Origin of the sequence: Lactococcus formosensis, from assembly GCF_037892375.1 — a bacterium.
GTDB lineage: Bacteria > Bacillota > Bacilli > Lactobacillales > Streptococcaceae > Lactococcus > Lactococcus formosensis.
The window spans coordinates 1,845,864-1,871,527 of record NZ_CP141721.1 but is presented as its reverse complement, the minus strand read 5'-3'; the positions used below and the strand labels follow the sequence as shown (position 1 = coordinate 1,871,527).

Sequence of the window (25,664 nt, the reverse complement as noted above, 5' to 3'; positions counted from 1 at the left end):
ACATTTGATTATTGTTAATGCTAAATTTTTTATCAAAGATGAAAAAAGAGAAGAATTTTTAAAAGATATAAAGGAATTAATCGCTACTTCTAAACAAGAAGAAGGATGTTTAGCTTATGATTTATACGAAGCAGTACTTTCAACAAATGAGTTTGTGATGATTGAAAACTGGGCTTCCTTAGAAACAATCGAAAAACACAACACCAATCCTTTGTTGCTAGCTTTCGCGCAAAATATCAGTAACTATAGTGTTAAAAAGCCGGAATTGCAAATTGTAGAGAAGGGGGGAAAATAAGCTTATGTCAGTCATAACAACTATTTTAGGAGTATTGGTCGCCATAGAATTCTTTTATATTACTTATTTAGAAACGGTAAAAACGACTTCTGATGCAACAGGTAGAGTGTTCAAAATGGCCAGCGAGGATTTACAAAACAAAAACGTCCAAGTACTGTTTAAAAATCAAGGTATATACAACGGGTTGATTGGTATTGGGATACTTTATGCACTGTTTGTTTCTGCCGCACGCATTGAATTATTGAGTGTCTTCTTGGTATATATTATTTTAGTTGCGCTGTATGGGAGCCTCACGAGCGACCGCTTCATTATTTTTAAACAAGGTGGTTTAGCCATCTTAACTTTACTTAGTATTATTTTCTTCTAAATAGATAAAGTAATCCAACACTGAACAACAGTTTTTATAATAATTCCTAAGCTTTATAAGAAGGTATAAGTGAGTCCAAACTGGAAAGGAAAGAAAAAAATGACGAAAAAAATATTAATCATAGAAACAAATACGCCCAAATATGATAAGACAAATAGAGCTACAGGGCTCTGGTTGGGAGAGACAACTCATTTTTATGATGAAATAATCTCTGCAGGTTATGAAGTTGACTTTGCAAGTCCAAAAGGTGGCTATGTTCCCCTTGATCCTGAAAGTTTTAAATATGCGAACGAAATCGATTGGAAATGGTATACAGAAAGAAGTTTTAGGGAAGATGCTCTTTCCAACACGAAAAAAATAACGGATTTAAATCCTCAGGATTATGGCGCTATATATTTTACAGGTGGTCATGGTGTACTGTGGGATTATCCCGAAGATAAAGAGTTGATGAAAGTCGCTGAAGCAATTTATTATGTAGGTGGATTTATAACGTCTGTTTGTCATGGTGCAGCTGGTCTTTTGAACTTGAAAGATGAAGAGGGGCAATACCTTATAAAAGATAAAGTCGTTACCGGATTTACAAACGAAGAAGAAGAGCTTAATGGAACAACAACTGCTGTTCCGTTCTTAACCGAAACCGAGTTAAATCAACGTGGAGCGCGATACAAAAAAGCCGCAGCCTTCAAAGAGTATGCTATTAGAGATGGGCGAATAATTACTGGACAAAATCCTCAATCTCCCCAAAAAGTAGCTGAATTACTTGTAGCTGAATTACGTAAATTAAACCACTAAAAAAAGAAGGGTCTACCTTCTTTTTTAGTTTGAAAAATAAGAGTGTTATGGTTCTCGTTTCATATTTTTCATGATGTTATTAAGTTGAGAGAGTTGCATAATCAAACTATTATAATTAATTTCATCAGATTGTCCTGCAAGTTCTTGTCCAACTTGTAGGGAAATAGCAGGAAGCATTTTTTTGAGTTTTTTTCCATCTACACTTAAAAATAGTTTGACAATACGCTCATCCGAACGCGAACGTTTTCGAACAAGATATCCTTTTTGTTCCAATTTCTTTAATAAAGGACTTAAGGTACCAGAATCTAAATATAATTCTTCCCCCAACTCATTCACGGTCATGCCATCTTCTAATGCCAGCAAAGCAATAAAGCTTGTGTATGTTAAGTCATACTTTTTTAAATACGGCTTGTACTGTTTTATAATTTCTTTAGAAGCAATGTATAGTTGAAAGCAAAGTTCCTTGTTTAAAATCGAATTACTCATGATGTCCTCCCAAATATTTTTATTATAACTGATTTCATATATTTGTCAAATTCAATTATATTTAGTAAAATTAAATTGCACACAATTAAAAATAAAAAGAGGTAAGGTAATGCAAAAAATATTTTCAACAAAAATGATAAATACAGGTGGCCGTAATGGTGAAGTCCACTCCCCCGATAATAGCTTTAAATTAGAGATCGCAGCGCCAGGAAGTAAAGCTGTGGATGCGACAAATCCAGAACAGTTATTCGCAGCGGGGTATAGCGCTTGTTTTAACAGTGCTTTAGACTATGTCAAAAAATCAAGAAATGTTGATGGAGAATCAACTATAGAAGTAACTGTATCTCTCTATAACTTAAGTCAAGGCGCAGTACCTGACGTTGTTTTAGGTGTTGATATCGTAGGACATATAGACGGTGTAAGCTTTGAGGAAGCAAAAGAATTGTTAGAAATAGCCCATGAAACTTGTCCTTATTCTCGTGCGACAAAAGGTAATATTGAAGTTACGATTGATATTTTTTAAAACTGAGAAATACTGGTAGAATAAGTATCAGGGAATAATATAAATAGAGATAGCTACGAGCTATCTCTATTTGTTTAGACAATAACATAAAATATTATCCAATTATAAATTGTGCATAATAGACAAATAGTGTATAATTGTCTGATATATATATTCTAGGAGGAATTATTTTATGATTAAACTCATAGGTGTCTTGATTGTCTTGATTGGTTTTGTTTTCAAGATAGAGACCTTATTTGTTGTTGTTGTCGCTGGGATTTCTACAGGTCTGGTTGCAGGATTGAGTATTCAGGAGATTCTAACTATTTTAGGTCAATCTTTTGTCGATAACCGTATGGTTTCGCTTTTTGTTTTGACTCTTCCAGTTATCGGTGTTTTGGAACGTAATGGACTTCGCCAACGTGCAGTAGATCTTATTGGCCGTATCCAGTCACTTACAACAGGTCGTATTGCCCTTGTTTATGTTTTTATTCGTTTTATTGCAGGCGCAATGTCTATTCGTATTAGTGGTCATCCACAGTTTGTTCGACCACTCATTCAGCCGATGGCCAAAGCTGCCGCAGTGAGTAAATTTGGTGATGTGGAGTCTGAAGACGATGATATTAAGGCAATTTCTGCCGCAGCAGAAAACTATGGTAACTTCTTTGGGCAAAATCTCTTTGCAGGGAGCGCCGGTGTTCTCTTGATTACTTCAACAATGTCAAGTTTTAACTATGATGTTTCAGCCGTAGACGTAGCAGTTGCCAGTATTATCATGGCTGTCCTTGCCTTTCTAGTGACAGCTATCCAGTTTGTACTGTATGACAGAAAACTTCTTCGAAAATTTGGAAAGAAAGAGGTAAAATAAACCATGCAAGCTTTTATTGACGTTTCATTAAATATTTTTTATGTCCTTATGGGTTTACTCATGATTTATATGGCCTATAAAGCTTTAACTACAATACAAGGAAGCAAACGTTTCGGAACGGCTCTTTTTTGGATTTTAATTGCTATACCATTTATTTTTGGTGCACTTATCCCAGCCTGGCTTGTAGGACTCTTTATTGTTTTAAGCAGTTTACTTACACTAACTAAGCAAGTGACCTTTGGGAAATATAAAGCTTTGGACGACAACTTTGGTCAAAAACAGTCTAAAGTCTTGAAGAATAAAATCTTTATTCCTTCCTTTATTCTGGCATTTGTAGCTGTTGGCATTGCGATGGCTTTAGGTAAATTTACCAATGCTTCGCTCTTTGCTATCGGTGTAGCTTCGGTTGTTGCCTTAGTGTTTGCATTGATAATGACAAAAGCAAAAGTGACAGAATCCGTGGAGGATGGCGCACGCCTCTTTGATTCGATGGGGCCAGTTGCGATTTTACCACAATTGTTGGTTGCCTTAGGTGCACTCTTTACAACTGCAGGTGTTGGTGAAGTTATCTCCCAAGGGATTACAGGTATTGTCCCTGCGGATAACCGCTTGCTCGGCGTAGTAGCTTATGTTCTTGGCATGGTGATTTTCACGATGATTATGGGGAATGCTTTTGCGGCTTTCTCTGTCATCACAGCGGGTATTGGGATTCCGTTTGTCCTTGCCCAAGGAGCAAATCCCGTAATTGCTGGGGCATTAGCACTGACTGCAGGATATTGTGGTACTTTACTGACGCCAATGGCAGCCAACTTTAATATCGTGCCTGCTGCCTTGCTTGAGATGAAAGATGAGAATAAAGTGATCAAGGTACAAGCGCCAGTTTCACTTACGCTTATCGTTCTGCACATTCTCGTAATGTACTTTGTCGCATTTTAAAAAGGAGATTATTCTATTATGAAAATTTTGTTAACAGGTTTTGATCCATTTGGTGGTGAAGCACTCAATCCAGCTGAAGAAGCTGTGAAACGTGTTGCATCAGAAATCAACGGTGCTGAGATTATTAAGTTGATTATTCCGACTGTGCGTTATAAATCACTCGAAAAAATTGAAGAAGCTATTGAAAAACATCATCCAGATGTGGTTGTAAATATTGGCCAAGCCGGTGGACGCTTCGCGATTACGCCAGAGCGTGTCGCCATTAATGTGGATGATTTCAGAATTCCAGATAATGAAGGCAATCAGCCTGTCGATGAGGCCGTAAAAGAAGATGGTGCTCCAGCATATTTTTCTACATTGCCAGTTAAAGCAATTGTTAGCGAATTAAATAAAGCTGGCATTCCTGGAACCTTGTCTAACACAGCCGGTACCTTTGTATGCAACCATGTTTTCTATGGTGTGCGTTACCTCTTAGAGAAAAAATATCCCGAAGTTAAAGCTGGTTTTATTCATATTCCTTATGCTACATCACAAGTCATTGATAAAAAAGACACACCTTATATGTCATTGGACGAGATTGTTAAAGGGATTGAAGTTGCCTTAGAAGCATGCACGCGCTATTCCGAAGATTTACGTGTTATTGGTGGGGAAATATGTTAAGGAAAGTTTTTGTATACGGTAGCTTACGTACAGACATGTTTAACTATGAAAAATATTTAAAAGGTGAGGTTCTGGAAAGTACACCAGCAAAAATTAAGGGCAATCTCTTTCATATTGAAAATAAGGGTTATCCCGCAATCTTTGACGGTAATTCAGAAATAATAGGAGAAGTTTTTACCTTTTATGACTTCTCAAAAAGTATTCGAACACTCGATGGTATGGAAAATTTTAACCCAGAAAGTCCAGAAAGCAGCGAATACATTCGTCGAAGTACCACTGCCTCTCTCAGTAACGGCCAAACAGAAGAAGTTTACTATTATCACTATAATCCACATGCAAGTCTTAATACCAATGATCAGTTAGTACCTGTTGTCTCAGGAGACTGGTTGGAATATATGTTGCAGACGGTTGAATAAAAGCAAGAAGTCGTTGGACTTCTTGTTTTTTTTGATAAAAGAAGCGTTACTCAAAAGAGAGTGTGCGATAATTTGGAGTACAGACGCCCTTATTAATAAAAGTGAAAGAAAATGGAAATAATCTAATACATGTGCTATACTTGCTTTGGAAGCGCCTACTTTTGATTTACTACAAAATGAAATTCAGAAATAACTCTTGGAGAAGATATACTCTCACTTTATTAAAAGAAATAGACAGAGAAGTTTGCTTTATCTTTATCCTCAAAAAATAAAACACACAATAAAAAACCCTGACACAATAAAAAGTGTCAAGGTTTTTTTATGAAACATAATCGAAAGCGTTTACAATCTAAGTATACAATATTAATTATCTTATAAGGAGTTGTAATGAAAGAAAAAACTAGTCTTAAAGTGCGTGTTCAGAAACTTGGAACAGCACTCTCAAATATGGTTATGCCTAACATTCCGATCTTAATTGCTTGGGGTGTTCTCACGATGTTCTTTATCCCAGACGGTTTCACACCAAACAGTACTTTTGCTGCCATGGTTGGCCCAATGCTTGTCTTTCTTATTCCAGTCATGATTGGTTATACAGGCGGTAAAAATATCTATGATCACCGCGGAGGTGTTGTTGGTGCGATTGCCACATTTGGTTCGATTGTTGCCACAGCAACAACTACGATGGGCGGGCTTAATGAAAACGGCAATGTTCCGATGATTTTAGGCGCTATGATTTTAGGTCCTCTTGGAGCTTGGCTGATTAAAAAATTCGACCAGGTCGTGCAACCTCATATCAAAGCAGGACTTGAGATGTTGATTAACAACTTTTCTGCCGGCCTTGTCGGTTTCGGAATTTCATTATTTGCCGTAAAAGTAGTTGGTCCATTAGTTGCAGCTTTAACAGATATTATGGGTCAAGGGGTTGATTTCCTTGTTTCCAACCACCTTATCCCTTTAGCAAATGTCTTTATTGAACCTGCTAAAATTCTATTTTTAAATAATGCCATTAACCAAGGTATTTTGACGCCTTTGGGTATCCAGCAAGCCAGTGAACAAGGAAAGTCACTGTTGTTTTTACTCGAAGCAAACCCTGGACCAGGTCTTGGTATTTTGATTGCCTTTTGGCTCTTTGGTAAAGGTTCAGCAAAAGCTACAGCACCAGGTGCGATAATTATTCAATTTATTGGTGGTATTCACGAAATTTATTTCCCATACGTGATGATGAAACCAGCTCTATTTTTCGCAGTAATTGCTGGTGGTGTATCAGGTACTTTGACAAACAATTTCTTGGGGGCAGGTCTTCAAGCACCAGCATCTCCAGGTTCAATTATTGCCATCACAGGGATGGCTTCTGGTAAAGCTGCGGGAGGATTGGGGAATATTCTTAGTGTTTGGGCCGGTATTCTTGTTGCTGCCGGTGTTTCCTTCCTTGTTGCGTCCTTCATTTTGAAACGTGACAAGTCAATGGTTGATGACTCAGCACTTGAAGAAGCACAAGCCAATGTTTCGGAAGCAAAGGCTGTTGCCAAAGGGCAAGTTGCTCCATCTCACGAAGCAGTTGATTTTTCAGCGGTTAAACATGTCATTTTTGCTTGTGATGCGGGTATGGGTTCATCTGCGATGGGCGCATCAATTCTTAGAAATAAAGTTAATAAAGCTGGTCTGCCACAAGACGTTACAAATATTGCTATTGCTAATCTTAAAGCAGGGCCAGATACTATTGTTGTCACACAAGAAGAATTAGCTGCTCGTGCGGCGACAATGTCACCAGATGCAATTCGATATTCTGTTTCCAACTTTTTAAATTTACCAAAATACGATGAGATTATTTCCCAATTGTCTCAAACACAGGCTTCAGAGCCATCTGAAAGTGAACCTGTAACCTTAACGAACAGTCCAATAGTAAAAGAAGAAATAGATTTGAATCAAATTGATGAGGTTGTCTTTGCTCATGATGGTGAGCATATCGGTTCCGCAACGATGGGTAAAGAAACATTAGGGGCTATCTTTAAGATGAACGGCATTCAGCTTCCGATTTCAGATGTAGAGTTTTTAGGTTTGGCAGCTTTCAATGCCGCAAACATCATGATTGTAACTACAGAAGAGTTTACACATCGTGCTAAAAGAGTTGCGCCTAATGCTCAATATCTCGAGGTTGAAAGTCTGATTACAACACCAAGATATGACCAACTTGTCGCACGTTTGAACAAGTTATAAACCAAAAGTAAAGGGGGAAACCTCGTGTTAGTAACACAACGTGAACAACAAATCATCCAAGAATTTTTAGTGAAGGAAACCCTGACCGTTGCAGATATGATGGAAGCGACTGGAGCCAGCAGAAGAACAATTTATCGGGATTTAGATAAATTTCAACTGACTTTGCCTAATATGGGTATTTATTTACGTACTTCAACAGAAGGCTATTATTTAGAAGGAGATCTTGCCCGGTTAGAGCAACTTCAGGAGCTCAAGGAGTTTTCGCCTCAAGAAAGACAAAAAGCTGAGATTGTTCTTTTAGTCACGAAGCATCATTCTCTTGAAGAATTAGCAGAACGTTTTGCAGTAAGTTTGCCCACTGTTATTTCAGATTTGAAACAATTAGAAAAGATTTGTGAAGAAAATGAGCTCTTTTTACATCAAGATGACGAAATTTGGATTACTGGAAAAGAAGAAAAAATTCGTTCGGTCTTGGTTTCGATATTAAATGACTCGATGAGTATCAGTGAAGCATTGAATGGCGATTTTGCGGAAGGCAAAATTTCTTCATTTTTGGAAACACAGTTTTTAGATACAGCAAAAACTGTGTTTGAAAAAAATGTCGAGATAAAGGCGGTCGATAAAAGTAAGGTTTTGATGCAATTTTTCCTCGGCATAACACTCCTAAGGATTAACCAAGGAAAGACAATTTCATCTGGGCTTTGGCGTAAACCAAGTAAAGAAGCAATTGCCTTTGTAAGGGAAATTATCCAAGAGCTAGGGGGAACATCTTTTAGTCTCGCAGAGATTGTATATCTAGCCAGTATCTATGATGTGCTTTACTTTGGTTTTGGACGAGAAGTTCTTTTTATGGAAAAATTTGACAGTCAGTTTTCGTATAAAGTACGCCAACTGATCAGTGAAGTTTCACAAAAAATGGATATTGCATTTATCAAAGACGATAAACTCTATGGCCTTCTTTATGCTCATCTAAAAGAAACAGAAATTTTACCAGATCTTTCCTACGAAAAAGAAAACAAGTTTATTAAAAAGATTGAATCAGACAACAAAAAAGTTTTTAAAGTTGTGCAGGATGTTCTACCGAAAGTATTTTCTCGGAAATTTTCCAGCACAGATACTGCTTTTGTAACTTTGCATTTCGTAGCCACTCTTGAACGAAGTGATTTGGTTCTTCCCTTAACAGCAGCAATCGTGACAAGTCGTGGACGAATCTCTTGTGAATTTTTGATCAGTCACTTAAAGAAAAATTTCCCCTTTTTGAAGCGTATCGATATCATTCAAATGTCTGAAATTCCGGATTTGGAGCACTATGATGTAGTATTTACAACAGAAAAAGAGCTGGATTATATTTTTGTGAGCCGTATGTTGGATCAAAAAAATACAGATGATATTCGTCACCAATTGCGTATTATTCAACAAGAAGCAAGGAAAGTAAATAGAGAAGATGAGCCACGACATACCGTAGATCTAAGTAGGTTGTTCAGTATAAGTAATACTTTATTAGAGCAATTTTCTCTGGAAACTTTAGAAAACCCACCCCATTTGCAAGCTGTTATTGAACTTATTGTACAGCGCTTGGGTTTTTCAGAAAAAGAAGGATTGGCTCGGCTCTTGTTAGAGCGCTTTGAGGCGACACATTTGGCCATTCCGGATACAAATATTGCACTGCTTCATGGTCTCCATGGAACAGTGCCGTACCCGCTTTTCAAAATATATGATCTAGAGGAGCGCATAGAAGTAATTGCCATGAATCAAGAGAAGATAAGTGTTAATCGTGTTCTATTGTTATTAGCACCTCCAGAAGTTGACCATTATGCGACATATCTCTTGGGAAGAATATCGAGCTCAATCATCGAAAATAAACTGTATACGAAAATTTATGATTCCGGTAATCAAGAAGTTGTAGAAGAGCTCTTAAAAATGATTATGACTGAATCAATCCAAAAATATGGAGAATAAAATGAGAATTCAAAGAAATCTGATAAAACTAAATAAACATTTTGAAACAAAAGAAGAAGCGATTGAATATTGTGGTTCATTGCTTCTTGAGGCAGGCTGTGTGACATCAGCGTATATTCCAGCTATGGTTCAACGCAACGAGGAACTTTCTGTATATATGGGTAATTTTATTGCCATCCCTCACGGCACAGATGAAGCAAAAAAAGAAGTCGAAAAAACTGGTATATGCATTGTGCAAGTCCCTAGAGGCATAAACTTTGGGGATGCTGAAGAACGCAAAGTGGCAACTGTTTTATTTGGAATAGCAGGTGTTGGAGACGAGCATTTGGAGCTTATCCAAAAAATCTCGCTTTTCTGTGCTGATGTCGATAATGTCGTTAAAATCGCAGATGCACAAACTGTTGATGAAATCGCAGCATACTTTGAAAACTAGATAATCTCAAAAATCTTGGCACAGTAAAAAGTGCCAAGATTTTTATTTAGTAGCGAAAAGAAAACGATTACAATGAAGGAGTAAAAAGAAGAAATGAAGGTAAATACAAATGAAAAAAGCAGTACATTTTGGCGCAGGAAATATCGGACGTGGTTTCATCGGAGAAATCTTATATAAGAACGGTTTTGAAATTGCCTTTGTCGATGTTAATGAAAAAATCATCAACGCTTTAAACGAGGAAGGAAAATATACGATTGAGCTGGCAGATCAATCGCATGAAAAAATTCAAGTCCATAGCGTTTCGGGCATTAACAATGCGCAGAACCCTGAAGCAGTAGTTGAGGCTATCGCAGAGGCTGATATCGTTACTACAGCGATTGGCCCCAACATACTTCCTTTTATTGCGGAACTGATTGCCAAAGGCATTCAAAAGCGTAAAGCCCAAGGAAACGAAAAACCATTAGACATCCTTGCGTGTGAAAACATGATTGGGGGTTCTGAATTTCTTTTTGATAAGGTCAAAGAATACTTAACTCCAGCTGATTTAGAATTTGTAGATGCGAAGATTGGCTTTCCCAATGCGGCAGTCGACCGTATCGTCCCCAATCAATCCCATGAAGATCCGCTCTATGTTGTCGTTGAACCCTTCCGTGAGTGGGTTGTGGACGAAAGTCAACTGAAAAACAGTGAAGTAAAGCTTGATGGTGTTCATTATGCCAGAGATTTGGAACCTTATATTGAACGTAAACTCTTCTCTGTTAACAGTGGTCATGCGACAGTGGCTTATACAGGCGCATATTATGGTTACCAAACGATTTTAGAAGCCTTGCAAAATAATGAAGTATTGGCCTCACTTAAAGACGTCCAAGCTGAAACACGCCAGTTGCTCTTAGCCAAATGGGACTTTACTGAAGAAGAGTTGAAAGCATATCACGAAACGATTATTAAGCGCTTCTCAAATACAGAGATAGTGGATGAGATAAGCCGTGTAGCACGAACTCCGATGCGTAAGCTAGGCTACGATGAACGTTTTATCCGCCCAATCCGTGAACTTTCTGACCGCGGTTTATCTTATCAAAGCCATTTGGCAGTTGTGGGGAAAATATTTGCCTACAAAGATGAAAACGATAAAGAAGCAATGGCTTTGCAAGAAGCATTAAAAGAAAAAGGGCTTAACGCAGTCATCCGTGAAGTCACTAGTCTTACAGATGAGAGCTTGATTACGGAGATTGAGGCGAGTGCGAAAAAATATATGAAGTGAATTCCTTTTGAAAAAAGTTACGTTTTGATGAGGCTTTTAACTTACTTAGAAGACTAAAATGGTGAAAGAAGGGACTTTTCTGATATAATAAAATTATGAAGAAAAAAGTAATCGCTATCATCATTGCCCTTTTAGTTGGTGCAGTTGGGCTCTTCCTTTGGCAGACGAAGGTCTTTGCTCCAAAAACGGCAAAAGAAGAGGTAAAACAAGAGGAAAAATCAGGTCCTGTACGCTCAGAACTTACAGGTCTTGAAACAACTGCTGATAAGGCAAAACGCCCGATAACTGCCGTGATGGTGGAAAATTCACCAGAAGCGCGTCCACAGTCTGGTCTTAAAGATGCGGGAGTAGTTTTTGAAGCTGTCGCTGAAGGAGGCATTACACGCTTTGTCGCCCTTTATCAGGAAGCACAGCCTGATTTGATCGGTCCTGTGCGTTCTATTCGTCCTTACTTTGTGGAATGGGCAGCTGGTTTTGATGCTGGCTTAGCTCACGTGGGTGGCTCAGAGTTAGCCTTGAACATGGTCAAGTCGGGTGATTATGTCGCAGACTTAGATCAATTTAAAGCGCCTGAGGGTATCTTCTGGCGTTCTGAGGACCGCGTGGCACCACATAATATGTATACGAAAATGAGTGGTTTGGACAAATATATGGCCAAGCTAGATAAGAAAAAATCTGATTTCCAAAGCTGGGACAGACAAGCGCTCAATTCGGATAAAACAGAAAGTGACCTGCCAGCTGCTCAAGCTATCAGACTTCCAGTCTCTACCGGTATTTTTGAAGTCAGCTATCATTACGATACAGCCAGCAAGACCTATCAACGTTTCCAAGGGGGCGAAGCACATCAAGACCGAGAAAAGGGTCAAATTTCACCAGATGTAGTCATTGCAATCATGGTCAATCAAAAACTATCCGCAGACGGTAACCACATGGACATCGAAACGACCGGCACAGGCAAGGCGTATATTTTCCAAAACGGCAAAGTCCAAGAAGGAAATTGGGCCAAATCAAATGCACAAACAAATATCAGCTTCACCGACGGTCAAGGAAACAAAATCCCGCTCAAGTCGGGTCAAACTTGGATAACGGCAGTTGATAATAGTCGGGAAGTTATTTGGGAGTAGCACACACTGCTCGCAGTATTTATATACTATGCAAAAAAGATATAAAAGAGTGTCTACAAACGTAACACTCTTTTATGCTATAATAAAACACTATGCAAAACCCAAAAACAAAAACACCTCCAAGAACAAGTAAAAAAACTAAAAAGAAAACGAAGCGTATTCTCTTATCTATCATAAGCGTATTTATATTGCTTATCGTTGCTCTGCCTTTCTATGCTTGGAAAGTTGAGCCCTTCCTTGTGCATGTCAATCATGTCGAGCTGGGAAAGAAAAATGAGCGGACACCACTAAACGTTGTGCAAATCTCTGATTTGCAGGTTTCCGAGTACTTTGAAACCAATCGTTTAGATAAGGTGATTGAGAAGGTTAATGCCCAAAACCCAGATATTCTCTTGTTTACAGGAGATTTGTTTGATAATTACTCCAAGTATCCAGAACAGATGGCACCAATGATTGAAAAATTAAAAGCTTTTAAGGCAAATATTGGAAAGTATGCCGTTTGGGGCAATCATGATTATGGTGGCGGTGCTGTCCGTGTCTATGAAGATGTTATGTCGGCGGGTGGATTTGTCGTGCTAAGAAATCAGGGAGAAACTCTAACATTGAGCGATGGTCGTCAAGTTTTCTTAGGTGGACTTGACGATTCTCTTTTAGGAAATCCTTCGGTATCCGATACGCTTGCTTACCGTCAAAACTATGACTATGCCATCACGATGACACATGAACCGGATGTTGCGGATGGTTTTATCGGTACAGATACACAGCTGGTTTTAGCAGGTCACAGTCACGGCGGTCAGGTCTGGCTTCCCTTCTTTCCGATAAAAAATGTTCTGGCTGAGAAGTATACACGGGGCTTATACCAGCTTGATGCTATTACACAATTGTATGTCAATACAGGGATAGGAACTACATCGATCCACGCGCGTTTTGGAGTTATTCCTGAGGTGACACAGTTTACTATTTATATTTGAAAGGAGAGCAGGTGCTCTCCTTTTTTTTGTTGGTCACAAAAAGAGGGTTACCATTCCCAGTAAAGTGACTAATTCATAGCTTTAAATATTATAAAATAGAAGAGTTGTCTATACATGAAACGGAAAGAATTGTAGGTGAAGCCTTGATTAGAGTATACTACCGCAAACCTTGTACCGCCAGTCAAAAAGCAAATTCATGGTTTCAGAACTATGGGATAGAAGCAAAATATGTCCGTATTGAAAAAATATCGGAAACAGAGTTGCTGGAAATTTTATCTCTATCTGAAGGTGGTTTTGCAGAAATTACTAAAAAATCACGAACATCTTCAAGGAAGACCTTGAAAGCTTTGATTGGGCTTAATAAACTAACATTTAAAGAAGCCCTTTCTTTCGTCACTGAACATCCAGAATGCTTGATTACCCCCATTATCATTGGTAAAAATAAGATGTTGGTAGGATATAACGAAGTTGAAATGCGAAAGTTCATCCCGCGTTATCTACGTGATTAAAAACTGTAATATTTACAAATTTAGAGCTATAATAAGGAGATAGGGTATTCAAAAAAGTAAGGGATATTTATAATGAAAATAACAGCGATAGAAGATAGTGTGAGTTTGGAGCTCAAACTTTTGGAACTTATGAAAGAGAAGGGCGACTGGATTGATGCCGAAGACATGGCAAAAACTTTGGGAATAAGTACAAAACGTACGACCAGTTTGATTAATAGTTTACTTCATGAGATAAGGTCTTTTGACTCTGATAATCTCAATCTCAAAGTATTAAAAGGGCGCGGAAATCTTTTAGAAATTAAGGATGCGCGTGATTATCGTAAATTTCGCCAGAAACTTATCGAAAATATCATTATTTATAAAATTCTCTTTTCGATTGCCTTAAATAAAGATGCAAATCTAGCACGTCTGGCTATGGAAAACTTTGTCAGCGAATCTCTGATTAAAAAGCGCATCGCAAGTGCCAATCAAATGATGGCCAATCTGGGTGTGAAGGTTGTAACGAGAAAAAAACAATATCTTTTTCAAGGGGATGAACAACAAGTAAGAGGACTGTTAAATATTCTCTTTTGGCGCCTTTACCGAGGTGATGAATGGCCCTTCTCAGGGGTTAATAAAGAAAAAATCCTTAACTTGATTTCGCAAATAAGTCTGGAGATCGACTTACAGATGAATCAGTTTACAGCTTATCAGATTGCCTATATGTTCGCCATAAATTTCAGCAGGTATCAACGTGGTTTTTCAGTTAACTTAGAAGAAGGCTGGGAGAAATACCGTTCGATTTGTGAATGGATTGATGAGAAGACGGATATTTATGCTTTATTTTATAAAAATTATGGTTTTCCCAAACACGAAGTGGATTTTTTACTGATTGAAGCCATGACTAAGAGCAAAATTTACAATAGTCTTGAGCATAAGGCACCAGATTTTTGGAGTGTCCTTGAAGGGACGCCCGCCTTTGAAGCTACAGAACGTTTGGTGCAAAAAATGGAAGTACAAACGGGTAAGCTCTCTGAAGAGAAAAGAAGATTGTTCTTGCGGTATATTTACCCTTGTCATTTGCATGCGGATCTTTTTTCAAACATCATTTTCTCAGAGTCTGGACATCATGCAATTAACGTTTCGTCTTATTTTTTCCCAGTCATGCGACAATCTTTGAAAAAACTCCTAGCTAAGCTCTATCAAGAAAGTGGACTCACTCTCTTTTTAAATGAAGAATATTTGATCGGCGAGTATATACTGGCTTTATCTTTCTTTATGCCCGTCCAGTTTCAGGAAAAAGAAATCACTCTCTTCATTGATACTGATTTGTCCGAGATGCTTGAAAAATTATTAATCCGACAAATTTTAAATCAATTTGGCCATCTCTATAATTTAAAAATAATCACCAATCTAACGGACCAAGAACAAAATGTAGACATCGTTATTTCGACAAGCGCTATGGGAGAGCACGGCAGCTTGAAAAAGCCGGCGCAGTTATTTATTGTTCATCCTTTCCTCACACGACGGGAAATCGAGGATATTGAGGACTATCTACATATCTTAATTACCAAAAATGACGAGTAATATTCGTCTTTTTTTGTTGCTTCCCATCTGCCTTTTTTTACCCCAATATCTTTTCCTATAGTGATAAGCTAGAAGTACTAAAAAAGACGACAAGAGGTGTTAAAATGACTTTAGATGCTATAAAAATATTACAAGATGTGGTCCAAATCAACTCAGTCAATGGCAACGAAGAAGAAGTGGCGAACTATTTGCGTGAATTACTTCAAGAGCATGATATTGCATCCAAGGTAATTCCTTACAGCGAGGGACGCGCCAGTCTGGTTGCCGAGATTGGAAACGGAAATGGTCCAGTGATAGGTTTTGATGGACATGAAGATACAGTGTCTTTAGGAGATGAGAGTAAGTGGACGTATCCCCCTTTAAGTGCGACTGTAACCGAAGAGGGAAAAATGTACGGACGTGGCACTACAGACATGAAGTCTGGCCTTGTTGCAGCCGTTGTAGCTATGATTAATCTCAAAGAAAGTGGCGTTCCTCTGAATGGGACAGTACGCTTACTCGCTACTGTGGGTGAAGAAAAAGGTGAACTTGGAGCAGGTCAGCTTGCAGAACTTGGTTATGCCGATGATATGGAAGCTTTAGTTGTCTGTGAGCCAACAGGTGGAGACTTCGCCACATTGCAACAAATGAAAGATACTTTTCCGCTCAATCTTTCCAAGTTCGACGGGGAGATGCGTCTCATCTTTATTGGCCATAAAGGTTCCGTCAACTATAAGGTACATGCCAAAGGCAAGGCTGCACATAGCTCAATGCCAGAGCTGGGTCATAATGCCATCGAAGGTTTACTTAAGTTTTATGATAAACAAAAAGCATATTTTGATAAGCTTACAGAAGAAGATGATCTTTTAGGTTCAACTATTCCAGTCGTGACTTTGATTAATGGTGGTGAACAGATCAATACTGTTCCGGCCAATGCAAGCATGGGTGTAAAAATCCGGACCATTCCCGCATTCCCTAATGAAAAATTGATTGCAGATATTCAAGCACTGATTGATGAATGTAATCGTGAGCAAGCAGTAGAGTTATCTTTAGAGGTCACTGAAAATGTTGCCCCTGTCAAAAGTAGTCCAGACTCAAAAATAGTAAAAGTGACTTCCGAAGTTTTGGAAAAACATCTGCAGCAGAAAGCACCACAAGTTGGTGTATCTGGTGGAACGGACGCCTCACAGTTTGTAAGGGCTAATCCTAATCTTGATATTGTAGTTTGTGGACCCGGAAATGCTACAGCGCATGCTGTTGACGAGTATGTCCTTATAGATAGCTTTTTAGACTTTATCAAAATATACGAAAATATGATTCAAAAATATTTTGCAAGTTGAAACGGATAGGAGGAGATAACACTTTTGGCCAAGTAGCCTTTCTTGAGCCAAAGTGTTATTTTTTTTGTGGACTTTTTCTCAATTTTCTTCCTATATGAACTTCTATTATCTTTTATTGGCTCTATATAGTATAATAAAGAGTATGAAAAAAATAATCTCCCTTGGCTTAATACTTCTTGGTATTCTTGCAGATCAGCTATTGAAAGGTTGGACTGTTGCTAATATTCCATTGGGAGGAGAAAAGGAATTTATTCCTGGTATCCTCAGCCTAACTCATCTTCGAAACGAAGGCGCAGCTTGGTCGATGCTTGAAGGAAAACAATGGTTTTTCCTCATCTTAACACCGATCGTGATTATAGGCGCCCTTTATTTCCTTAATAAAAAAATAAATCAAAACTGGTACTTTATCGCACTGACCTTGATTATTTCAGGAGCGCTGGGGAACTTTATTGACCGGGTGCGCCAATCTTTTGTGGTGGACATGTTCCAGACGGATTTCATCAATTTTCCAATATTTAATATCGCTGATATACTGCTTTCAATAGGTTTTGTAGTACTCTTTATCGCGATTATTTTAGACAAAGAGGTAGAATAAATGACAGTAGTAATTATTGACGAGCCCAATGCGGGGCTTCGTTTAGACAAGGCTTTAGCAAACTTGAGTGATGCTTCACGTTCAGTATTGACAGAGCTGATTCGTGATGGGAAAGTCACGGTAGACGGGCAAGTAAAAAAAGCAAAATATAAAGTCAAAGTAGGGGAAACAATCGCCTACGAATTACCAGAAGTTGAAGTGCTTGATATCCAAGCTGAAGACATTCCTTTAGATATTGTTTATGAAGATTCTGATGTGGCAGTAATTAACAAGCCCCAAGGAATGGTTGTTCATCCAAGTGCGGGACATGCTTCAGGTACATTGGTCAACGCCATTATGTACCACATCAAAGATCTTTCTTCTATTAATGGTGTGATTCGCCCCGGAATTGTCCACCGTATTGATAAGGATACTTCGGGTTTACTGATGATTGCCAAAAATGATGCCGCACATGAGTCTTTAGCGGCACAGCTCAAAGCAAAAACAAATAAACGCCGTTATCTTGCACTTGTGCATGGCGAGTTACCAAATGAAAAAGGTACGATTGAAGCCCCGATTGGTCGCAATCCTAAAGAGCGTAAGAAACAAGCTGTGATTTCAGGTGGAAAACCAGCCAAAACGCATTTTACCGTTTTGGAACGTTTCCCTGGATATACTCTTGTTGCCCTTGAGCTTGAAACAGGGCGTACACATCAGATACGTGTACACATGGCTTATATTGGCTTCCCAATCGCTGGAGATCCTCTTTATGGCCCAAGTAAAACTTTAACACCAAACAAGGGACAATTTCTCCATGCTGAGACCCTAGGTTTTGAGCATCCAGCAACGGGCGAACTGCTTGAGTTTCAGGTTGACATTCCTGAAATATTTGCTCAACAACTTGATAATTTAAGAGGCTTGTCGTAAGACAGGTTTTTTAATATCCAGCCCTAGTTGTTGCATGATTTCAGGACGTCTAGGTCTGCTGTAAAGTCCGTGGTATTATTAAACAAAAACGATCCAGCTATTTTATAAATTTTTACCGCCCTAGAATGAATTTGTGGTAAAATAGTTCTATGCTAAAAAAATCTGATTTCGAAAAATTTCCTGATTTGCTTGTCAAATATGACGAGCCATTGTCAAATTACACCTACACCAAAGTTGGCGGACCAGCAGATTTTCTTGCTTTTCCCGCTTCAAGTGAAGAGTTAAGCGAGCTTCTCGACTTAGCACGAGCAGCAGAAACACCAATTACAGTATTGGGTAATGCATCCAACTTAATCGTTCGTGATGGTGGCATTCGTGGCTTAGTGATTTTACTTGAAAAAATGAATCATGTAAAAGTAGACAAAAATGTAATCACAGCTGAAGCAGGCGCAAAGTTGATTGACACCACACATGTTGCGCTTGATCATGCCTTGACGGGCTTCGAGTTTGCATGTGGGATACCGGGTTCTGTTGGTGGAGCAGTCTTTATGAATGCTGGTGCCTATAACGGTGAAATTGCCCATGTTTTGCTCAATTGTACTGTTATTGACCAGGAAGGTCATCTTCGTGTATTAGAGGCAGACGAAATGAAATTCGGATACCGTCATTCGGTTATTCGTGATGAGAACTTGATTGTTGTATCCGCTCAGTTTAAACTTGAAGCTGGTGATACTTCAGTTATCAAAGCGGAAATGGACCGCTTAACAGGACTACGTGAAAGTAAGCAGCCGCTCGAATATCCGAGCTGTGGTTCAGTATTTAAACGTCCTGCCGGACATTTCGCCGGACAGCTTATCCAAGAGGCAGGTATGCAAGGGCACCGTATCGGTGGTGTGGAAGTATCTAAAAAGCATGCTGGCTTTATGGTTAATGTCGATCAGGGTACAGCTACAGATTACGAAAATTTGATTGCTTATGTCATTGAGCATGTGAAGGAAAATTCTGGATTAACTCTAGAAGCAGAAGTCCGTATTATCGGTGAGAAATTAGAAAGATAAAAACAAAGAAAAATGATTAATGCAATAGTTTTTGACGTTGACGATACAATTTATGACCAGCAAGCACCATTCAGACGTGCCATTTCGAAAGTCTTCCCAGACTTTGACATGACCGACATGAACAAAGCTTACATTCGCTACCGTCACTATTCAGACCTTGGTTTCCCAAAAGTAATTGCGGGCGAGTGGGATATTGAGTATTTCCGTTTTTATCGTACAAATGAAACACTTAAAGATTTAGGCTATCCTGAAATTTCACGTGCTACCGGAGATTATTTCCAAGAAATTTATGAATACGAATTGGAAAATATCACGATGCTTGATGAAATGCGTTTGACACTTGATTTTCTGAAAAAACGTAATATTCCAGTAGGTGTGATTACTAATGGTCCAACAGAACATCAGCTGAAAAAAGTACGTAAACTTGGTTTGTATGATTATGTTGAACCAAGTCATGTGATTGTTTCGCAAGCAACTGGTTTCCAAAAACCAGAAAAAGAAATCTTTAACTTGGCTGCGCAACAATTTGGCATGAATCCTGAGACAACTTTGTATGTAGGGGACTCTTACGACAATGATGTTATGGGCGGTCACAACGGTGGCTGGAAAACAATGTGGTTTAATCACCGCGGACGCAGTATTTCACAAGGTGAAAAAGTACACGACGTCGAAATTGATTCTTTTGAGCAACTCTTTGGTGCCGTAAAAGTTCTTTTTGATCTTCCAGATAACAAGTACATCATGGATTCTAATGACAAGACAAATCCTGTCCTTGAGTTGGGTATTAAGTCTGGTGTAAACCTCGCAGCAGAGCGCCTTTTGTCTACAGGGAAATTTGACTTAGAAGCGGTAGCTGATATGCTAGAATTAAGTAAAAAACAGGTCGAATTCCTGACTTTAAAAGGATACAAATAAAAAAATGAAATCAGAGAAGTCTCTGATTTTTTAATTCGCTACTAGCATTTGTAGCTAAAGCCACTAAATGCTAGACGGCAAGCTCTATGGAGCCTTGCTTAAGCGCCTTATTAAGTCAAATTCAAAAAATGACTGTTTTTGATTTTTCCTATCATAATTCGCTACTAGCATTTGTAGCTAAAGCCACTAAATGCTAGACGGCAAGCTCTATGAAATCTTGCCTAATCTCCAGGAAAAGAGTAAATTCACTCTTGCATTGACATAAAATTTACGTTATAATTATAAAAGTTTCTGCTCAGCAGAAAATAGGACTCGTTTTTGCTGTAAGCAAGCGAAAACTAAGGCCATACGGACAGCCAGAGTCACAGCCGATTGGCAATTTTATTGCCTTATTGATTAAGCAAATCATTTTGCTTATGGAGCTTCATACTCCACCCAAGAAACACGCTTGCGCGCATCAATAAGAGTACTAAAAGTTGACTACTCGGTCTCTCCGCAGTAAGACTGCTTTTTATATGTAATCAAAGATTGAATGTGAATCCAAGTGTGTGTACACTTGGATTTTTTGATATGCTACCATCATTGCGCCTGAAGGCGCTAATGATGGACGGAAAGTCCTATAGGGTCTTTCCTGAGCATCTCATTAGTCAAAAACCAAAAAAATATCGTTTTTGATTTTTGACGTCATAATATGCTGTTGGTATTAACCATCAGCTAGCTCACTTTTAGCTCTCTTTGTAAATAACGAAAACTTATTTTTTTCAACCGGTTTTGAGATTCCGGTGTTGGTTGCCAACAATAAAACTCTAAATCCAAGACGAAGGATAAAAATCATGACCAAAAATATCATTGAATTTAAAAATGTAACGAAAACCTATGAAGATAGTGGTACGACAGTGCTCAAAGACATTACTTTCGAGATTGAAGAGGGCAAGTTCTATACCTTACTGGGTGCTTCTGGTTCAGGTAAATCAACGATTTTAAATATTATTGCTGGACTTCTAGATGCCACATCTGGAGATATTTTGCTAGACGGTCAGCGTATCAATGATGTCCCGACAAACAAGCGTGACGTGCATACGATTTTTCAATCTTACGCATTATTCCCGAATATGACGGTCTTTGATAATGTGGCTTTTGCTTTGAAAATCAAGGGGGTGAACAAATCAGAAATCGCACAACGTGTTTCTGAGTCACTTAAGCTTGTGCAACTAGAAGGCTTCGAGAAACGTGCCATCAGTAAACTCTCTGGGGGACAGAAACAACGTGTTGCTATTGCACGTGCCATTATTGACCGTCCCAAAGTTCTCTTACTGGATGAATCCCTGTCGGCTTTGGATATGAAGCTCCGTAAGGATATGCAATATGAACTGCGTGAGTTGCAACAAAGCTTGGGTATCACTTTTATTTTTGTGACCCATGATCAGGAAGAAGCTTTGGCTATGTCCGACTGGATCTTCATTATGAATGAGGGGGAAATCGTTCAGTCAGGCACACCAACCGATATATATGACGAACCGATTAACCATTTTGTAGCCGAGTTTATTGGTAAATCAAATATTATCAATGGCCGCATGATTGAGGACTATCTTGTCGAGTTCAACGGCCAACAATTTGAAGCTGTCGATGGTGGGATGCGGCCTAATGAGCCGATTGAGGTGGTCATTCGTCCTGAAGATATTGAGTTTACCCTGCCTGATGAAGGAAAATTCAATGTGAAAGTTGATACACAACTCTTCCGTGGAGTGCACTATGAGATTGTGGCTTATGATGATTTTGGTAACGAATGGCTGATTCACTCCACCCACAAGGCCTTGGTTGGAGAAACGGTTGGTTTAAACTTTGAGCCTGAAGCTATACACATTATGCGTCTTGATGAGACCGAAGAAGAATTTGATGCGCGTATCGAAGAGTATGTTGAGGAAGAAGAGCAAACTATCGGTATCGCTAATGCGGTCGAAGAAGAAGCTGCGGAAGAAGAGGCAGCCATCATGGATGCTGTTCAGGAAGCCTTGGAAAATACAATGGACTTGACTGAGCTGGCGCAAGCTGTAAACGATATTTTGCATAAGCAAGAAAACGGAGAAAGTGAGGAAGAAGAATGACCAAAAGACTCTTCTCTGTCCCCTACTTCCTGTGGGTTGGACTGTTCGTAGTAGCACCTCTTATCCTCTTACTTTGGCAATCTTTCTTCAACATTCAAGGACAGTTTACCTTTTCTAACTACAGCCAGTATTTTACAAGCTCAACTTATCTGATGATGACTTGGAATTCAATCCTCTATGCCCTCATCATTACAGCCGTTACACTTTTGATTAGCTTTCCTGTGTCCTATGTGTTAACGAAACTCAAGCACAAGCAGCTTCTCTTGATGTTAATTATCTTGCCCACTTGGGTAAATTTACTACTGAAAGCTTATGCTTTCATTGGTATCTTCGGGAAGTATGGCTCTGTGAATAGTTTCTTACAATTTATCGGACTTGGCCGTCCACAGATATTGTTTACAGACTTTAGCTTTATCTTTGTTGCAACCTATATTTCTATCCCGTTCATGGTGTTGCCTATTTTTAATGCCCTTGAGGATTTGGATGAAAACCTCGTCTTAGCCAGTTATGATTTAGGCGCAACGCGGTGGCAAACCTTTATTCATGTGGTTTGGCCTTTATCACTCAATGGTGTACGCTCAGGTGTCCAAGCAGTTTTCATTCCAAGCTTGTCACTTTTCATGCTGACACGCTTGATTGGCGGAAATAAAGTGATAACACTAGGTACTGCAGTTGAAGAACATTTCCTCACCACCCAAAACTGGGGCATGGGTTCAACCATTGCCATCATCTTAGTTTTTGCGATGATGATTATTATGTTAGTGACAAGAGAAAGAAAGGTGGGTAGCTAATGCGTAGTAAAAACCGTGTCGGAAAAATCTATCTGGGCTTCGTGCTCTTTATCCTTTATGCTCCAATCTTTTTCTTGATTTTTTATGCCTTTAACGAAGGCGGGGATATGAATCAATTTACAGGCTTTACCTTAGATAACTTTAAAGAACTTTTTCAAGATAGCCGTTTAATTTTGATTGTCGTACAAACCTTTTTCTTGGCTTTCTTGAGTGCTTTAATTGCCACAATCATTGGAACTTTTGGTGCTATGTTTATCGAAAATCTTAAAGCCAAGGGTAAGACGACTTTCTTAGGCTTAAACAATGTCTTGATTGTATCGCCTGACGTTGTTATTGGTGCAAGTTTCTTGATTCTCTTTACCTTAGTCGGAATGAAACTTGGCTTTGCCTCAGTTTTGTTGAGCCACATCGCCTTTTCTATTCCGATTGTTGTCTTGATGGTGTTGCCACTTTACCAAGAGATGGATAAATCTTTAGTTGAGGCTGCCTATGATTTGGGGGCAACGCAGACTCAAGCACTAAGAGAAGTGATATTGCCCTATTTGACACCTGGTGTCATCGCTGGGTTCTTTATGGCCTTCACTTATTCCTTAGATGACTTTGCCGTTACTTTCTTTGTCACAGGAAATGACTTTACGACAATGTCTGTCGAGATTTATTCACGTGCTCGTGCAGGAATCTCCCTTGAGATCAATGCACTATCCGCAATTGTATTTCTTTTCTCAATCTTACTGGTTATAGGGTATTATATAATCATGAGAGAATCAGATACTGCCGGAAAAACGCCAAATATTACTTAAGAAAGGACGGTTATCTTGAAAAAATTAATCTATTTCTTGTCAGGGATTTTAGCAATTACTGTCCTTCTTGGGGTTACAGCTTGGCGGATGTCCGCTGCGACAGGTGTTTCAACCTCTACCAATAGCTTGACGATTTTTAACTGGGGCGAATATATCGATCCGCAGCTTCTCAAAAAGTTTGAAAAAGAGTCCGGCTATAAGGTTAATTATGTGACATTTGACTCCAATGAAGCCATGTATTCTAAAGTTAAACAAGGCGGTACCGCTTATGATATTGTTGTGCCCAGCGAATACATGGTGCAAAAAATGGCCAAAGAAAATCTTTTGCTTCCTTTAGATCACACCAAGATTAAAAATCTTAATTATGATAATCCGAAGCTTTTGGATGCGGCATTTGACCCTAAAAATACTTATTCTGTGCCTTATTTTTGGGGGACTTTGGGGATTGTATATAATGATAAATACATCACTCAGCCACCCACAAAATGGGAAGACCTTTGGTCTAAAGACTACAGAAATTCGATCCTCCTCACAGACAGTAGTCGAGATGTGATGGGTATGGGCTTAATCGCTACAGGAAACTCTGTGAATACGACGAACCAGTCAGAGATTAATCGTGCTTATGACAAGCTCCTACAGCTCACACCCAATGTTAAAGCTATTCTCGGAGACGAAATCATGAGTTATATGATTAATAACGAAACACCGTTATCTGTCGTTTATAGTGGACAAGCTTCCGAAATGACTTCAAGCAATGAACATTTACACTATGTGGTCCCTGCCCGAACAAACATTTGGTATGATAACTTGGCTATCCCAAAAACAAGTAAAAATACTAAAGCGGCCTATGCCTTTATTAACTTCATGCAAGAACCAGAAAATGCAGCGGCCAATGCCGAATATGTTGGCTATTCAACACCTAACGTTAAAGCAGAAGCACTCTTGCCAGCAGAAGTTCGTGAAGACAAGTCTTATTATCCTGATGAAGCTCTGATAAAAGAAGATGAAGCTTATGTTAACCTCAGTCCATATTGGACGGGTGTTTATAATGATTTGTATCTTCAGTTTAAGATGAATAAATAAAAACAGCTCTAGCCTTTGTGGTTGAGCTGTTTTTATTTCGTTGTGCCAAAAATATTAATGTTTACAGTTAAACAAAGAAGCAATATCACAAATAAAATAACTTATAAATGTGGTTACCGATCGTAAAGCAACCTTTGATTATAGCCATTAAAGAAAAAATAAAAGGGGGACTCCAGTTAATTACATTTTGTTGAGTTGCAACAAAATGTGCAAGGATAAAATACTTCTTTTTTATATCTTCTTTGTACAGTAGCTAAAGCAGTGGTTTCAGAATCATCATAGCTAATTACAGTTATACTTTCTGAATCAGGGAGATAGATACAAGTATCCTTATGGATAAAATGTCTCCCATAAATATCTGCTTTAGCTTCAAAATAATAAAAATTATACAAGTGAAGCCTCCAAAGTGTAAATGAGTCAATATCTTACTAAGTGCTTCATAGAAAATAACTATAGATTTAAACAGAAATAAAATGAAGAAAATAAAAAAGACTGTCTATTGTTCGTAAAAAGCCCACAAAAGTGAGCTCAGATATGATGTTTATCTATATTATAGTATTTTAAAAGAACTTGTATAGACCAAAATTAGACATATTAATGATTATGTTAAGCTAAAAATAAAAAGTCGTCTAGGCAGGAGACGACGGTTGGATGTATGCAGTAATTATATTATTAGTAATCTGCCTATACCAATTATACCACTTTAAAATTGACTAATATAGCGGTAGGG

The 25,664-nt window shown here is 38.6% G+C and carries 26 protein-coding genes; 25 read left to right on the top strand and 1 reads right to left on the bottom strand.

Going from position 1 to position 25,664, the window contains the following annotated elements; translation table 11 throughout:
- The first annotated feature begins 4 nt into the window (after nt 1-4).
- The 3 genes from VNN39_RS09045 to VNN39_RS09035 all read left to right on the top strand — a co-directional run bounded on the left by VNN39_RS09045 (nt 5) and on the right by VNN39_RS09035 (nt 1,454).
- Nucleotides 5-295: a putative quinol monooxygenase gene (locus VNN39_RS09045; RefSeq protein ID WP_270741188.1), complete on the top strand. Its 291-nt coding sequence runs from the start codon at nt 5-7 to the stop codon at nt 293-295.
- 4 nt (nt 296-299) lie between these two features.
- The gene (locus tag VNN39_RS09040; protein ID WP_338997535.1) at nt 300-662 is read left to right on the top strand and encodes a DUF1304 domain-containing protein; all 363 of its coding nucleotides are present in this window, start codon (nt 300-302) and stop codon (nt 660-662) included.
- Nucleotides 663-761: 99 nt separating this feature from the next.
- Nucleotides 762-1,454 (top strand): type 1 glutamine amidotransferase domain-containing protein, encoded by a 693-nt coding sequence (locus tag VNN39_RS09035; protein ID WP_270264804.1) that lies wholly within the window; start codon nt 762-764, stop codon nt 1,452-1,454.
- Nucleotides 1,455-1,499: 45 nt separating this feature from the next.
- Here VNN39_RS09035 and VNN39_RS09030 read toward each other — a convergent pair whose 3' ends face one another.
- Entirely contained in the window at nt 1,500-1,940 is a 441-nt protein-coding gene (locus VNN39_RS09030) for a MarR family winged helix-turn-helix transcriptional regulator (RefSeq protein WP_019293512.1), read from the bottom strand.
- 109 nt (nt 1,941-2,049) lie between these two features.
- Here VNN39_RS09030 and VNN39_RS09025 point away from each other — a divergent pair, with 109 nt between their 5' ends.
- From VNN39_RS09025 to VNN39_RS08920, 22 genes are all read left to right on the top strand, one after another.
- Nucleotides 2,050-2,463 (top strand): Ohr family peroxiredoxin, encoded by a 414-nt coding sequence (locus VNN39_RS09025; protein ID WP_252175857.1) that lies wholly within the window; start codon nt 2,050-2,052, stop codon nt 2,461-2,463.
- A 172-nt stretch (nt 2,464-2,635) separates the two neighbouring features.
- Complete coding sequence (locus VNN39_RS09020; protein WP_017370240.1) at nt 2,636-3,310, top strand: DUF969 domain-containing protein; 675 nt, start codon at nt 2,636-2,638, stop codon at nt 3,308-3,310.
- A 3-nt stretch (nt 3,311-3,313) separates the two neighbouring features.
- Nucleotides 3,314-4,246 carry a DUF979 domain-containing protein gene (locus VNN39_RS09015; protein WP_252175858.1) on the top strand — a complete coding sequence of 311 codons (933 nt, stop codon included), beginning with the start codon at nt 3,314-3,316 and terminating at the stop codon, nt 4,244-4,246.
- 18 nt (nt 4,247-4,264) lie between these two features.
- Nucleotides 4,265-4,906, top strand: coding sequence for a pyroglutamyl-peptidase I (gene pcp, locus VNN39_RS09010; RefSeq protein ID WP_252175859.1), 642 nt, complete (start codon nt 4,265-4,267; stop codon nt 4,904-4,906).
- Nucleotides 4,900-5,322 carry a gamma-glutamylcyclotransferase family protein gene (locus tag VNN39_RS09005; RefSeq protein WP_339007076.1) on the top strand — a complete coding sequence of 141 codons (423 nt, stop codon included), beginning with the start codon at nt 4,900-4,902 and terminating at the stop codon, nt 5,320-5,322. Before pcp ends, VNN39_RS09005 begins: the two co-directional genes overlap by 7 nt.
- Before the next feature lie 387 nt (nt 5,323-5,709).
- On the top strand, nt 5,710-7,539 hold the full coding sequence (locus VNN39_RS09000) for a PTS transporter subunit EIIC (RefSeq protein WP_339007074.1): 1,830 nt from the start codon (nt 5,710-5,712) through the stop codon (nt 7,537-7,539).
- A 24-nt stretch (nt 7,540-7,563) separates the two neighbouring features.
- Complete coding sequence (locus tag VNN39_RS08995) at nt 7,564-9,498, top strand: transcription antiterminator (RefSeq protein WP_338997529.1); 1,935 nt, start codon at nt 7,564-7,566, stop codon at nt 9,496-9,498.
- A 1-nt stretch (nt 9,499) separates the two neighbouring features.
- On the top strand, nt 9,500-9,931 hold the full coding sequence (locus VNN39_RS08990; protein ID WP_338997527.1) for a PTS sugar transporter subunit IIA: 432 nt from the start codon (nt 9,500-9,502) through the stop codon (nt 9,929-9,931).
- 109 nt (nt 9,932-10,040) lie between these two features.
- The gene (locus VNN39_RS08985) at nt 10,041-11,192 is read left to right on the top strand and encodes a mannitol-1-phosphate 5-dehydrogenase (protein ID WP_338997525.1); all 1,152 of its coding nucleotides are present in this window, start codon (nt 10,041-10,043) and stop codon (nt 11,190-11,192) included.
- A 95-nt stretch (nt 11,193-11,287) separates the two neighbouring features.
- Complete coding sequence (locus tag VNN39_RS08980; RefSeq protein ID WP_338997524.1) at nt 11,288-12,316, top strand: DUF3048 domain-containing protein; 1,029 nt, start codon at nt 11,288-11,290, stop codon at nt 12,314-12,316.
- Nucleotides 12,317-12,408: 92 nt separating this feature from the next.
- Nucleotides 12,409-13,287, top strand: coding sequence for a metallophosphoesterase (locus VNN39_RS08975; RefSeq protein WP_338997522.1), 879 nt, complete (start codon nt 12,409-12,411; stop codon nt 13,285-13,287).
- 104 nt (nt 13,288-13,391) lie between these two features.
- Complete coding sequence (locus VNN39_RS08970; RefSeq protein ID WP_338997520.1) at nt 13,392-13,796, top strand: ArsC/Spx/MgsR family protein; 405 nt, start codon at nt 13,392-13,394, stop codon at nt 13,794-13,796.
- 72 nt (nt 13,797-13,868) lie between these two features.
- Nucleotides 13,869-15,362, top strand: a complete 1,494-nt coding sequence (locus VNN39_RS08965) for a helix-turn-helix domain-containing protein (RefSeq protein ID WP_165711649.1) — start codon at nt 13,869-13,871, stop codon at nt 15,360-15,362.
- Between the two features lie 104 nt (nt 15,363-15,466).
- Nucleotides 15,467-16,681 (top strand): ArgE/DapE family deacylase, encoded by a 1,215-nt coding sequence (locus tag VNN39_RS08960; RefSeq protein ID WP_339007072.1) that lies wholly within the window; start codon nt 15,467-15,469, stop codon nt 16,679-16,681.
- A gap of 142 nt (nt 16,682-16,823) precedes the next feature.
- A complete protein-coding gene (gene lspA / locus VNN39_RS08955; protein WP_096368334.1) occupies nt 16,824-17,276 on the top strand; it encodes a signal peptidase II in 453 nt (150 codons plus the stop codon).
- Complete coding sequence (locus tag VNN39_RS08950) at nt 17,277-18,182, top strand: RluA family pseudouridine synthase (protein WP_338997517.1); 906 nt, start codon at nt 17,277-17,279, stop codon at nt 18,180-18,182.
- 149 nt (nt 18,183-18,331) lie between these two features.
- Entirely contained in the window at nt 18,332-19,240 is a 909-nt protein-coding gene (gene murB, locus VNN39_RS08945; protein WP_338997515.1) for a UDP-N-acetylmuramate dehydrogenase, read from the top strand.
- A 12-nt stretch (nt 19,241-19,252) separates the two neighbouring features.
- Complete coding sequence (locus tag VNN39_RS08940) at nt 19,253-20,155, top strand: HAD family hydrolase (RefSeq protein WP_086582521.1); 903 nt, start codon at nt 19,253-19,255, stop codon at nt 20,153-20,155.
- Nucleotides 20,156-20,988: 833 nt separating this feature from the next.
- On the top strand, nt 20,989-22,260 hold the full coding sequence (locus VNN39_RS08935) for an ABC transporter ATP-binding protein (RefSeq protein ID WP_339007070.1): 1,272 nt from the start codon (nt 20,989-20,991) through the stop codon (nt 22,258-22,260).
- Nucleotides 22,257-23,051 (top strand): ABC transporter permease, encoded by a 795-nt coding sequence (locus VNN39_RS08930; RefSeq protein ID WP_017370222.1) that lies wholly within the window; start codon nt 22,257-22,259, stop codon nt 23,049-23,051. The genes VNN39_RS08935 and VNN39_RS08930 overlap by 4 nt, the downstream gene beginning before the upstream one ends.
- Complete coding sequence (locus VNN39_RS08925) at nt 23,051-23,851, top strand: ABC transporter permease (protein ID WP_017370221.1); 801 nt, start codon at nt 23,051-23,053, stop codon at nt 23,849-23,851. The genes VNN39_RS08930 and VNN39_RS08925 overlap by 1 nt, the downstream gene beginning before the upstream one ends.
- Nucleotides 23,852-23,866: 15 nt before the next feature.
- Nucleotides 23,867-24,934, top strand: coding sequence for an ABC transporter substrate-binding protein (locus VNN39_RS08920; protein WP_338997514.1), 1,068 nt, complete (start codon nt 23,867-23,869; stop codon nt 24,932-24,934).
- Nucleotides 24,935-25,664: the final 730 nt, after the last annotated feature.